This is a genomic window from Nonomuraea zeae (assembly GCF_005889725.1).
In the GTDB taxonomy this organism is placed as follows: Bacteria; Actinomycetota; Actinomycetes; order Streptosporangiales; family Streptosporangiaceae; genus Nonomuraea; species Nonomuraea zeae.
This window is the reverse complement of the sequence record NZ_VCKX01000348.1, coordinates 1-11699: the sequence shown is the minus strand read 5'-3', so window position 1 is coordinate 11699 and position 11699 is coordinate 1. Positions and strand designations below refer to the sequence as shown.

9 protein-coding genes and 1 pseudogene are annotated in these 11699 nt (G+C 72.4%); 7 read left to right on the top strand and 3 right to left on the bottom strand.

Annotated elements, in window-relative coordinates:
• The 3 genes and pseudogenes from ETD85_RS53840 to ETD85_RS53830 form a co-directional block, all read right to left on the bottom strand.
• Positions 1-486, bottom strand: a pseudogene (locus ETD85_RS53840) (hypothetical protein); the annotation flags it as partial.
• Between the two features lie 63 nt (positions 487-549).
• Positions 550-918, bottom strand: a complete 369-nt coding sequence (locus ETD85_RS53835) for a PH domain-containing protein (RefSeq protein ID WP_138697611.1) — start codon at positions 916-918, stop codon at positions 550-552.
• A 73-nt stretch (positions 919-991) separates the two neighbouring features.
• Positions 992-1396: a nitroreductase family deazaflavin-dependent oxidoreductase gene (locus ETD85_RS53830; RefSeq protein ID WP_138697610.1), complete on the bottom strand. Its 405-nt coding sequence runs from the start codon at positions 1394-1396 to the stop codon at positions 992-994.
• A gap of 144 nt (positions 1397-1540) precedes the next feature.
• On the opposite strand from ETD85_RS53830, the gene ETD85_RS53825 reads away from it, so the two are divergent.
• The 7 genes from ETD85_RS53825 to ETD85_RS53795 form a co-directional block, all read left to right on the top strand.
• Positions 1541-2539 carry a LacI family DNA-binding transcriptional regulator gene (locus tag ETD85_RS53825; protein ID WP_170247346.1) on the top strand — a complete coding sequence of 333 codons (999 nt, stop codon included), beginning with the start codon at positions 1541-1543 and terminating at the stop codon, positions 2537-2539.
• Positions 2536-3801 carry a sugar ABC transporter substrate-binding protein gene (locus tag ETD85_RS53820; RefSeq protein ID WP_206059462.1) on the top strand — a complete coding sequence of 422 codons (1266 nt, stop codon included), beginning with the start codon at positions 2536-2538 and terminating at the stop codon, positions 3799-3801. The genes ETD85_RS53825 and ETD85_RS53820 overlap by 4 nt, the downstream gene beginning before the upstream one ends.
• Before the next feature lie 15 nt (positions 3802-3816).
• Positions 3817-4746 carry a carbohydrate ABC transporter permease gene (locus ETD85_RS53815; RefSeq protein ID WP_138697607.1) on the top strand — a complete coding sequence of 310 codons (930 nt, stop codon included), beginning with the start codon at positions 3817-3819 and terminating at the stop codon, positions 4744-4746.
• Positions 4743-5564 (top strand): carbohydrate ABC transporter permease, encoded by an 822-nt coding sequence (locus ETD85_RS53810; RefSeq protein ID WP_138697606.1) that lies wholly within the window; start codon positions 4743-4745, stop codon positions 5562-5564. The genes ETD85_RS53815 and ETD85_RS53810 overlap by 4 nt, the downstream gene beginning before the upstream one ends.
• 12 nt (positions 5565-5576) lie before the next feature.
• The gene (locus tag ETD85_RS53805) at positions 5577-7097 is read left to right on the top strand and encodes a glucoamylase family protein (RefSeq protein WP_138697605.1); all 1521 of its coding nucleotides are present in this window, start codon (positions 5577-5579) and stop codon (positions 7095-7097) included.
• A gap of 16 nt (positions 7098-7113) precedes the next feature.
• Positions 7114-8901, top strand: a complete 1788-nt coding sequence (locus ETD85_RS53800) for a GH39 family glycosyl hydrolase (RefSeq protein ID WP_138697604.1) — start codon at positions 7114-7116, stop codon at positions 8899-8901.
• A gap of 45 nt (positions 8902-8946) precedes the next feature.
• The coding region (locus ETD85_RS53795; RefSeq protein WP_420847349.1) for a hypothetical protein at positions 8947-11699 on the top strand (2753 nt) is incomplete at its 3' end.

Sequence of the window (11699 nt, the reverse complement as noted above, 5' to 3'; positions counted from 1 at the left end):
CGCCAGCTCGCCCGACATCGCCCCCACCGTCGTGACCGCCGCCCCCGGCAGCGGGAACGACTCCCAGCGGGCGCCGTCCCACCGCCTCAGCCCGTCGGACGTCGTCTCCACCGCCCCGGCCGTCGCGCGCTGGGTGGAATGGGCCGCCCACACCGCGCCGTCGCCGCCCACCGCCAGGTCGTCCAGCCGCCCGTGCCCCTCGCCCGCCGAGAGCACCCGCCAGCGGGGCCCGCCAGGCGAGACCCGCAGGTCGGCGGCGGCGGGCTGGGCGCACCGGTCCGGGCGGGCGGAGATCTCGGCGAGGCCTGACCCGGTCACGGGCTCGGGGGTGATCGACCCGCCGGCGCCGTCAGGTGACGCGCCGGATGGCCCACCGCTGTGGCCGGGGTCCCGGGAGGGGCCGTCGCGTCCGGGCGTCCCCGCGCACGCGGTGAGCGCCAGCAGCGCGGTCCCCGCCGCGATCGAGAGCCGTACGGCTCGGCCCACCAGCGCGCCTCCTTATAAGAGACCCCTAAAAGAGACCCCCGTGGAAAGAGACCTCGGCCTCGCTCAGGATTGTGAAATGTAGTGAAGGATGACGTTGTGGACGTGGTGCGCCTTGTTGTCCCCCCTGAAGTCCACCTCATACGTGTGCGTCCCGACATGGATGGCAATGGCCCCAGAGGAGAAGAACCCGCCGGCGATGGACTTGTTGCTCACCACGCTCACCGCCGAGATCTTCCCGTACGGAATGCTCGTGATCGCGATCCGCTTGCCCACGAACGACTTGTCCTGCACGATCACGCGCCGATCGGTCAGCCCGAGGAACCCGGTGCCCGCCCCGATCGCGTCATAGACGGCGATGATCCGCTCGCCCTGCAGGAGCCCGCTCTCGATCTGCTTGAGTTGTTCTTTCCGGTCGTAGGGGATGTCAGCCATGCCCGCTCAACGAACCGGCCCGGCCCCCGCGTTCCCGTGATGCGCGCGACGGGCCGGGCCGGATCGGCCGGGCTCACTCGACGCGTTCGAGGATGACGACCGGGATCTCGCGTCCGGTCTTCTGCTGGTAGTTGTCGTAGTCCGGCCACGTCCTGGTCATGAGCTGCCAGAGCTCGGGCTTCTCCGACTCGTCCGCGGCGCGGGCCCGCGCCTTGAACCTGTCGCCCTTCACCTGCACCCCGACCTCGGGATTGGCCTGCAGATTCTTGTACCACTCCGGATGGTCGGGGTCCCCGCCCTTGGACGCGACCACGATGTGGTCGTCGCCGTGCTGCTGGTAGATGAGCGGCGTCGTGTAGGGCTTGCCGGAGTTGCGGCCCTTGGTGGTGAGGAGGAGGACTGTCGTGTTGTTCCAGTCGTGCCCCTCCGCGCCGTCGGTTTCCTGGTAACGCCGGACGTGTTCCTTGCCGTAGAGCATGTTCGAGGACTACCCAGCGGCGGCGTGACCTCACCGTTACTCGCCGGGGTCTGTACGAGAAGTTAACGCCCCTGGCACACTGCATTTATGTAAGCGCTTACACATAGAGTGATGAAAGCGCTTACACAGCAAAGGGGACGCTTGATGGACGTGACCATCTACGAGGTGGCCAAGCGGGCCGGCGTGTCGATCGCGACCGTGTCCAGGGCGCTGCGCGGCACCGGCCCCGTCGCCGCCAAGACGCGCGAGAAGGTGCTCAAGGCGGTCGAGGAGCTCAACTTCACGCCCAGCCGCCTCGGCGTCAGCCTGGCCGAGGGCCGCCACGCCGCCAACGGCATCGTCTTCCCCGACCTCGCGGGCCCCTACTACACCGAGGTACTGCTCGGCTACGAGGAGGTCGCCTCCGAGCTGGGCCGGTCGGTGGTCATCCTGTCGACCAAGGGCCGCACGAAGGTCAACGACCTGATCAAGGACCTGGCCGGGCGGGTCGACGGCCTGCTGATCTTCGGTCACACCGTGCCCGAGCCGCTGGTCGCCGAGCTGGTCCGGCTGGGCGTCCGCCTGGTGTTCATCTCGCGCGAGCCGCTGCCCGGTGCCGACACGCTGCGCAGCGAGAACACCGCCTCGGCACACGCCCTGGCGGCCCACCTGACCGGGCACGGCTACGAGCGCTTCGCCTTCCTCGGCGCGCCCCTGACCAGCCAGGACGACGTGGACGAGCGCTGGCAGGGCGTGCGCTCGGCGCTCGGCGGCGCGATCGAGGCCGTGCCCACGCGCGAATACACCGTGGACTGCGGCTTCGAGGCGGCCAGAGACCTGCTGGGCGGCCGGAACAGGCCGGAGGCGATCGTCTGCTCCGACGACGAGGTGGCGCTCGGCGCGCTGCTGGCGGCCGAGCAGCTCGGCCTGGACGTCCCCGGCGACGTGGCCGTCACCGGCTGGGACGACATCATGGCCGCCCGGCACTCCCGTCCCGCGCTGACCACCGTACGCCAGCCGATGCGCGAGCTCGGCGCCCGCGCCGCCCGCGCGCTCGACGAGCTGATCACGGGCGTCCGCGACACCCCACGCCACCTCATCCTGACCACCGAGCTGGTCGTGCGTTCCAGCTGTGGTCACCACCCCCAGGAGGTATCCACGTGAACACCACCACCCGGCGCGCCGTCACGGGCGCGCTGGCGATCGCGATCCTGGCCGCGGGTTGCGGCCGCAGCGCCGAACGAGCGCCGGAGCAGGCGCAGGACGTCACGACAGGCAAGGTCACGGGGGAGATCACGGTCTGGGCGATGGGCGAGGAGGGCAAGGCGCTCGGCGCGTTCGCCAAGGACTTCGAGAGCGCCAACCCCGGCATGAAGGTCAACGTCACGGCCATCGGCTGGGACGTGGCCCACGACAAGCTCACGGCCGCCATCGCGGGCGGCGCCACGCCCGACATCAGCATGATCGGCTCGACCTGGTCGGGCGAGCTGGCCAAGACCGGCGCGCTCGAACCGACGCCGGGCAACCTGGTCGACAAGTCCCTCTTCTTCCCCGGCGCCTGGCAGACGGTCGACGTCAACGGCACCGCGTACGGCGTCCCCTGGTACGTCGAGACCCGCGTCCTCTACTACCGCACCGACCAGGCCGGCAAGGCGGGCGTGCAGCCGCCGGAGACGTGGCAGGAGTTCACCGCGTTCGCCAGGGCGCTCAAGGAGAAGGGTGGCGCCAAGAACGGCTTCAACCAGAGCTACACCCTCGGCGCGTCCTGGCAGGAGGTGCTGCCGCTGATCTGGCAGGCGGGCGGGGAGATCGTCAAGGACGGCCAGTACGCGTTCGACACCCCGCAGGCGCTCACCGCGCTCAAGCAGTACGAGTCGCTGTTCAAGCAGAAGCTCGCCCCCAACAACACGCCCGAGGGCGCGTTCCCGCAGAGCTTCATCAAGGGCGAGGTCGGCGGCTTCTTCTCCGGCCCGTGGATGGTCGGCGTGCTGAACAACGACGGCGGGCCGGGCTTCAAGGACAAGTTCGACGTGGCCATCTACCCCAAGGGCCCGGTCTCGCGGACGAGCTTCGTGGGCGGCGCCGACATGGCGGTGTTCAAGAAGGCGAAGAACCGCGACGCGGCCTGGACGTTCATCAAGTGGCTGAGCGAGCCGAAGGTGCAGGCCAAGTGGTACACCACGGTCAAGGCGCTGCCCGCGGTGCAGGCGGCCTGGCAGGAGCCGGAGCTGAGCTCCGACAAGCAGCTCGCGGTCTTCGGCGAGCAGCTCAAGGACGCCAAGACGCCGCCGCCGTTCCCGACGTGGGAGCAGGTGGCCAAGGTCCTGGAGGCGGAGCTGGAGAAGCTGGCCCGCGGCAGGCAGACGCCCGAGCAGACGGTCCAGGCGATCCAGTCGCAGGCCGCCACGATCGGCACCGGCCTGTAGGCCGGGACCGCGGACATGGCCGTCCTCACCAGGCAGGCGCCGCCCGCCCCCGCCCCCGTCAAGGTCAGGGGCGCCTTACGGCAGGCCGGCATCGGATGGATGTTCATCCTGCCGTTCGTCGTGCTGTTCGTGGTCTTCTACCTCGGACCGCTGCTCGTCGGCATCGGCATGAGCTTCACCGACATGCGCAGCACCGACGTGACCGACCCGCTCGCCGTCGACCTGGTCGGCGTCGACAACTACCTGCGGCTCATGAACGACGGCGCCATGCGCAGGGCGGCGGTCAACACCGTGGTCTTCGTGGTCACCGCCCTGCCGCTGACCATCGGGCTCGGGCTGGCCGCCGCCGTGCTGCTCAACTCGGGGATCGCCCGCCTGCCGGCCGCGTTCTTCCGGCTCGGCTACTACCTGCCGAACATCACCAGCATCATCGGCATCGCCGTGGCCTGGAAGTTCCTGCTGGAGCCGGAGGCCGGGCTGGTCAACCGGCTGCTCGAACTGGCCGGGATCCAGGGCCCCAACTGGCTGCAGAGCGAGAGCACGGCCCTGCCGTCGATCATCGTGATGACGGCCTGGCGCAGCTTCGGCTTCAACATGGTCGTGCTGCTGGCCGCGCTCCAGACCATCCCGAGGGAGCTGTACGAGGCCGCGGAGGTGGACGGCGCCGGGCGGTGGGCCCGATTCCGCGCGGTCACCGTGCCGTCGCTGCGTCCCGTGCTGCTGTTCTGCACCGTCTACAGCTCGGTCGGCTTCATGCAGTTCCTGGAGGAGCCGCTGGTGATGACCAGGGGCGGGCCGCTCAACTCGACGCTGTCGGCCTCGCTGGCCATCTTCAACCAGTTCGGCGTCGGCAACTTCGGCTACGCCGGCGCCGCCGCGACCGTGCTGTTCACCGTGATCGTCGCGCTGGCCGTGCTGCAACTGAGGCTGGGGAGGAACAGATGAGCCGGACCCGCCGCCAGCGCGCGGTCGTCCACCTCGGGCTCGGCGTGGGGCTGCTGCTGGTCGCCGGGCCGTTCCTGTGGACGGCGCTCAGCTCGGTCAAGCCCGAGCACGAGATCAGGCGCGACCCGCCGACGTTCTGGCCGCAGACGTGGACGCTGGACAACTTCACCGAGCTGTTCGACCGGGTGAACATCGGCAGCGCCTTCGCCAACAGCCTGTTCATCGCGCTCGTGCTCGTCGCCACCAACCTGTTGTTCTGCTCGATGGTCGGCTACGCCTTCGCCAAGCTCTCCTTCCGCGGCAAGAACATCGCCTTCGGCCTGGTGCTGGTGCAGCTCGCGATCCCGGCGATCGTGCTCATGGTGCCGCAGTTCGTGCTGATCGCGAAGCTGGGCATGGTCAACACGTTCGTCGGGATCATCCTGCCGACGGTGGTGACCCCGCTCGGGGTGTTCATGATGCGGCAGTTCATCTCCGACCTGCCCGACGAGCTGATCCACGCGGCCAGGGTGGACGGCGCGGGAGAGTTCCGGATCTTCTTCACGATCATCCTGCCGCTGTGCGGGCCGCCGCTGGCCACGCTGGGGCTGATCACGTTCCTCGGCTCGTGGAACAACTTCCTGTGGCCGGCCGTGGTCGCGCAGAGCGAGAGCATGTACACCCTCCCGGTCGCGCTCAACATCCTCAACGGCCACGAGAGCACCCATTACAACCTGCTGGTCGCCGGGTCGGTCGTGGTGATCGCGCCGATCCTGTTCCTGTTCGTCTTCCTGCAGCGCTTCTTCATCCAGGGCATCGCCACCACCGGCCTCAAATAAGAGGAGCCCCTCATGCGCAAGACGATTCTGTCCGGATTACTCGTGCTCGCCGTGGCCGTCCCCGCCACCGCGGCCAACGCCGACGGCTCGGGGGACGCCACCCTGCTGCGCTACGCCAAGGACACGTGGCGGTCGATGACCGCCATGGTCGAGCCCGCCACCGGCCTGCCTGCCGACAAGGTGACCGGCGACCTCAGGACCAGGGCCAAGGTCACCTCGCCGACGAACGCCGCCACGTACCTGTGGAGCACGCTCGCCGCCCGCGACCTGCGCCTGATCAGCTCGCGCGACGCCGCGAGCCGGGTGACCAGGGTGCTCGCGGCGCTGGAGCGGCTGGAGCGCAACGCCCCCACCGGCCAGTTCTACAACTGGTACGACCCCGCCACCCTCCAGCTCGTCCGCACCTGGCCGGACACCGGCGAGACGGTGCGGCCGTTCGCCTCCAGCGTGGACAACGGCTGGCTGGCCACGGCGCTGATGATGGTCCGCAACGCCGTCCCCGCCCAGGCCGCCCGCGCCGGCCGGCTGCTCTCCTCGATGAACTTCGCCTCCTACTACGACCCGGCGGCCCGCCCCGACGCGGGCACGGGACTGCTGCGCGGCGGCTTCTGGCCGGAGCCGCCCGACGGCTGCCACGTGGCCAGCGACTACGCCGGCACCGGCACGACCGTCTACTCGACGTGCCACCACTACGGCGCGCCCGCCGAGACCCGGATCGGCCAGTACGTGGGCATCGCGCTCGGCCAGCTCCCGCGCGAGAGCTACTTCGGCCCCTACCGCACCTTCCCCGATAACGGCTGCGACTTCGGCTGGCAGGAGCAGAAGCCGGTCGGGTCGTGGAAGACGTACCTGGGCGTGAACGTCTGGGAGGGCACCTACGCCTACCGCGGCATGCGGTACGTCCCGAACTGGGGCGGCTCGATGTTCGAGGCGCTCATGCCCGACCTGGTGGTCCCCGAGGCCGCCTGGGCCCCGCGGAGCTGGGGCCGCAACCACCCGGTGTTCGTGCGGGCCCAGATCGAGCACGGGCTGAACGAGGCCAAGTACGGCTACTGGGGCTTCTCCCCGTCGAACAACCCGCACGGCGGCTACCGCGAGTACGGCGTGGACCCGCTCGGCATGGACGAGCCCGGCTACACCTCCGACGCCGAACGCACCAGCACCGACCCCGGCTACGAGGGCTGCCGCCCCGCCAAGCCGGAGCCCACGGCCTACGGCGACGGCGTGGTGACGCCGCACGCCAGCTTCCTGGCCCTGCCGTACGCCCGCACCGCGGCCCTGGCCAACCTGGCCAAGCTGCGCGCGAACTTCGACGCCTACGGCCCCGGCGGCTTCTACGACGCGATCGCGGTCCGCTCCGGGGTCGTGTCCAAGTGGTACCTGGCGCTCGACCAGGGCATGGCCATGGCCGCCCTGGGCAACGTGCTCACCGGCGGCAACCTGCACCGCTACTTCGCCGGCTCCGGCGTGGAGGCCAAGCTCCGCCCGGTGATGAAGATCGAGGAATGGGACGTCGTCCCGCCCACCCAGTGAAACGAGGAGTCACCTGATGGACACCGCCGCGCATCGCGACTGGCAGGAGCGCATCGGCCAGGCGTCCGGCGAGCTCGCCACGTCCTCGGCGCCCGAGCTGGCGGCGCCGTCCGGCCTCCGGGCGGTCCCGGGGGCCGGGCACGTGACCCTGACCTGGGACCCCGTCCCTGAGGCCATCGGCTACCTGGTGCACAGGGACGGGACGCCGGTCGGGCAGCCGGACGTGGACGTGCCCGCGGTCCCGTCCTGCCGGTACGTGGACACGGGTCACGAGGGCGCGGCCTACTCGGTGGCGGCGGTCTCGGGGATGGAGCACGCGGGCCCGCTCTCGGCGGAGGTGCGGGCGGCCCCGCTGCCGCCGGGGGAGGGGGCCGCGGTCTCCATCCACGTGGACGCGCGGGAGGCGACGCGCGAGCTGGCACGGCCGTGGGCGTACATGGTGGGGTCCGAGCACCTGTCGTACCTGCTGAGCACGGACGAGAGCGGCGGCAGGCCCATCGGGGCCGAGCTGGCGGAGGCGCTGCGGATCGCCCGCGACGAGCTCGGCGTCGAGACGGTCAGGGCGCACGCCATCCTCTGCGACGACCTGGGCGTCTACCGCGAGGTGGACGGGCAGGCCCGCTACGACTTCAGCGGCGTGGACGCGGTCTACGACAAGGTGACGGCCCTGGGCCTGCGGCCGATCGTCGAGCTCGGCTACATGCCGCGCGACCTGGCCGCGGACCCCTCCAAGACGGTCTTCGGCTACGAGGCGATCATCTCGCCGCCGAAGGACTTCGAGGCGTGGGGCGACCTGGTCAGAGCGCTGGTCGAGCACCTGGCGGCCCGCTACGGCGTGCACGAGCTGATCGATCACTGGGCGTTCGAGGTCTGGAACGAGCCGAACCTCGCCGTCTTCTGGTCCGGCACGCCCGAGGAGTACTTCCTGCTCTACGACGTCACCGCCGCGGCCGTGAAGAACGTCCACCCCGACCTGCGCGTCGGCGGTCCCGCCTCGGCCGCGAACGGCTGGGTGGAGGAGCTGCTCGACCACGTCGCCGAGTCCGGCGCCGCGCTCGACTTCGTCTCCACCCACACCTACGGCAACGCCCCGCTCGACTGGCGGCCCACGCTGGCCAGGCACGGGCGCGACGTGCCGATCTGGTGGACCGAGTGGGGCCCGACGCCGACCCACTTCCACGGCATCGGCGACGGGCCGTTCGGGGCGACGTTCCTGCTGCACGGCATGAAGTCGGCGGCGGGCCGGATCGACGCGCTGGCGCACTGGGTGGTCTCCGACCACTTCGAGGAGCTGGGCAAGCCGCCGCGGCTGTTCCACGGCGGGTTCGGGCTGCTGACGGTCGGGAACCTGCGCAAGCCCCGCTTCCACGCGCTCGCCCTGGCCGCCAGGCTCGGCGACACCGAGCTGGCGGCCACACTCGGCGGCGACGCGGGCGGCGTCGAAGCCTGGGCGGCCAGGCACGACGACGGGCGGATCGGCGTGCTGATCTGGAACGGCACCCTCGACCAGGCCCAGGCCGGCGGCGCTCCCGAGCTGGCGCGGACGGTCACGCTGACCCTTGACGGGCTCGACGGGGAGCACACGCTCACCCACCACCGCATCGACCACGACCACTCCAACGTGGAGGCGGCCTGGCAGGAGATGGGCGGCGGCGACTGGCCGTCGGGCGAGCAGTGGGACCGGCTCCGCGCCGCCGCCACGCTGGCCGAGGCCGCGCCTGCGGCCAAGGTCCGCGGGGCCACGGTCACGCTCTCGTTCGAGCTGCCCATGCCCGGCGTCTCCTTCATCGAGCTGACAACGTAAAGGGCGGTTCTGTACGAGGGCGCACGCCGGTGAGAGCCTGTGCGCATGACCGATCCGGCCGAGATGCTGGCCGCCCGCATCGAGCGGTTCGAACAGGACGCTGATCCCGGGCTGATCTGGGACGCGGCGGCGCTGGTCGAGGCCGAGCAGGCGATGCTGGCGTGCGCCGGCGACCGCTCGGACGCCGCGACCTGGCGGCTGATCGGGATCCTGCACCTGGCCCGCTACCGGCTCGACCCGCGGACCACGCGGGAGGCCTCGGTGGCCGGCGCGTTCTTCGCCGCCGTGGCCGTGCTCGATCCCGGCCGCCTGCCGGAGAAGCTGCGGGGCTCGGGCCGGACGCCGGACGACGCGGCCGGCACGTGGGCCGGGCTGGTCGAAGAGGTGTTCAGGCACGTGGACCCGGACGCCTACCGGCACGTGGGGCTGCTGATCCACGCCCTGGTGCGGCGGGCGATGATGCGGCCCACGCAGGAGGTGTCCGAGCGGCTCGGGCAGCTGCTGCTGGAGGAGTCCATGCGCGCGGCCGATCCGGCGTGGGCGCCCGGCGCGCTGGAGCTGCTCGGCGCCGGGCTGGTGCGCCTCCACGCGCTCACCGGCGCGCGGGAGGTCATCGGCGACGCGGTGCACGTGCTGCTCAGAGCGGCGCTGGCCGGGCGGGGCGGGGCGGCGGGGCACGGTGAGCTGGCGGCGGCGCTCGCCCTCGCCGCGCCCGGCGACCCCGAGCTGGTCAGGGCCTACCTGGCGGTGGCGGAGAGCCTGCCGGGCACCCAGGACAGGTCGCAGGCGCTGCTGACGCTGGCCGAGCTCACCCAGGCGCGGGCGGCCCTGTCCTGCCTGGACGGGGACCTGCTGGCGTTCATCAGGGCCGGGCAGTGCGCCGTGGACTTCTGGCACGAGCAGTGGGTCCATCCCGGCGTGCTGGCACCGTACGCGACCGGGCTGATCGAGTGGTTCGTGGTCACGGGCGACGAGCGCTCGCTCGAAGCGGGGACGGAGATGCTGGGGGCGCTGCACGTCACCTCCAGTGAGACGGAGCGGGGGCTGGGCACCGATCCGGTCGTCCGGCTCGTGCTGCTGGGCGAGCGGCGCTGGCGGCGCTACGGCGTGAGCGGCGACCTCGCCGATCTGGACGTGGCCGTCGAGGTCATGCGCGAGGCAGCCGGACAGGCCCCGGCCGGGCATCCCGAGCGCGCCACGGTGCTGGCCGGCCTGGCGAACGCGCTGCTGCGCCGGGCCGTCGTGACCGGCGGCGACCCCGCCGAGCCGATCGCCGCCGCGCGCGCCGCCCTGGCCGCCTGCGGCGAGCGGGACCCGGCCAGGCCCGAGGCCCTGCTGCTGCTCGGTCAGGCGCTCAAGCTGCGCCTCACCACGGAGAGCGCCGACGAGGCCGTCGCCGCGCTGCGCGCGGCCCTGGAGGAGGGCGAGCGGCCGGCCTTCCGGACGGAGGCGTACGGGCTGGTGTCGGAGGTGCTGCGGTGGCGCGCCGCGCACGCGGAGGGGGAGCGGCGGGCGGAAGACCTGGACGACGCCGTACGATCCGCGCGGCAGGGCGTCGAGCTGGCCATGAAGTCCGCACGCGACCAGGACCCGGCGCAGCGGACCCTGTCCAGGGCGTTGCTGGCCCGCTTCTCGGCGCAGGGCGGCACCCGCGATCTCGGCGAGGCGCTGGAGCTGGCGCTGACCAGGGACGGGGACGCCGACCTGCGGTCCGAGCTCAGCGCGGTGATCGGCGCCGTGCTCGACGACCCCGAGGCGGCGCCGCTGGACGAGCAGCTCGCCGGGGCCGCGACGGAGCTGGCGCTGTCGTCGCCGGACGAGGACGTGGCCCTCAAGCTGCTGCGCTTCGCCTCCCGGCGGGCCGGGACGCCGGGGGAGCGCGGCGAGGTGCTGCTCGGCGTGGCGGCCCGGCTGGCCGAGCTGGGCCGCTTCCACACCGCGGGCGGCGTGCTGGGCTGGGCGACGGAGGCGTTCGAGGCGGCGGGGCTGCCGGCGCGGGCGGCGTACGCGCTGTCCAGGGAAGGGGCCAACCACGAGGAGCTCGGCGAGCCCGGCAGGGCGCTGGCGGCGTTCGGGCGGTCGGCGGAGGTCTACCGGGAGCTCGGTGACGCCCAGGCCGAGGCGCGCCAGCTCGGCGCCATGGGCCGCATCCACCTGCGCTCGGGCGACGCCGCCCGCGCCGTGGAGCACCACCTGCGCGCGGCCGGCCTGTGCGAGCGCGCGGGGCTGGCCGCCGAGGAGGCGGCGCACCAGGGGCACGCGGCCGAGGCGTACCTGGCCGCCGGTGACCCCGAGGGGGCCGTGGCGTGCGCGGGCCGGGCCCGCGACCTGCATCTCGGGCTCGGGGAGACCGAGGCCGCCGCGCTCGCCCTCGTCCACGCCGCCAGGGCGGCCGTCGACCAGGGCGACCTCGTCGCGGCCGGGGAGCGCATGGCCGCCTGCGCCATCGAGCTGGAGGCGGCGGGGGCCTGGGAGGAGGCGTGCGGGAGGCTCGACGCGCAGGCCGTCCTGCTGGCCGGACGCGGTCACCGCGCCCAGGCCGCCGCCTGCGAGACCCGCTTGGTGGAGATCGTCCGGCGCAGGGGGCAGCGGCGCGAGCCCGCCGACGAGTGGTACCGCATCGCCCGCCGCCGCCGCGCCCATGGCGACGCCGCCGGCGCCCGGCTCGCCTTCGAGCTGGCCGAACGCGACTACGACGCCATCGGCCACCACGACGGGGCCGGCTCGGTCCGCTACCACCTGGGCGTCCTCTCCTACGGGGAAGGGGACGCCGGGCGGGCGGCGGAGGAGTTCGGGGC

Coding starts and splice junctions, on each gene's coding strand:
- ETD85_RS53835 (WP_138697611.1), bottom strand. CDS start 918: ATGGCTGACATCCCCTACGACCGGAAAGAACAACTCAAGCAGATCGAG.
- ETD85_RS53830 (WP_138697610.1), bottom strand. CDS start 1,396: ATGCTCTACGGCAAGGAACACGTCCGGCGTTACCAGGAAACCGACGGC.
- ETD85_RS53825 (WP_170247346.1), top strand. CDS start 1,541: ATGGACGTGACCATCTACGAGGTGGCCAAGCGGGCCGGCGTGTCGATC.
- ETD85_RS53815 (WP_138697607.1), top strand. CDS start 3,817: ATGGCCGTCCTCACCAGGCAGGCGCCGCCCGCCCCCGCCCCCGTCAAG.
- ETD85_RS53810 (WP_138697606.1), top strand. CDS start 4,743: ATGAGCCGGACCCGCCGCCAGCGCGCGGTCGTCCACCTCGGGCTCGGC.
- ETD85_RS53805 (WP_138697605.1), top strand. CDS start 5,577: ATGCGCAAGACGATTCTGTCCGGATTACTCGTGCTCGCCGTGGCCGTC.
- ETD85_RS53800 (WP_138697604.1), top strand. CDS start 7,114: ATGGACACCGCCGCGCATCGCGACTGGCAGGAGCGCATCGGCCAGGCG.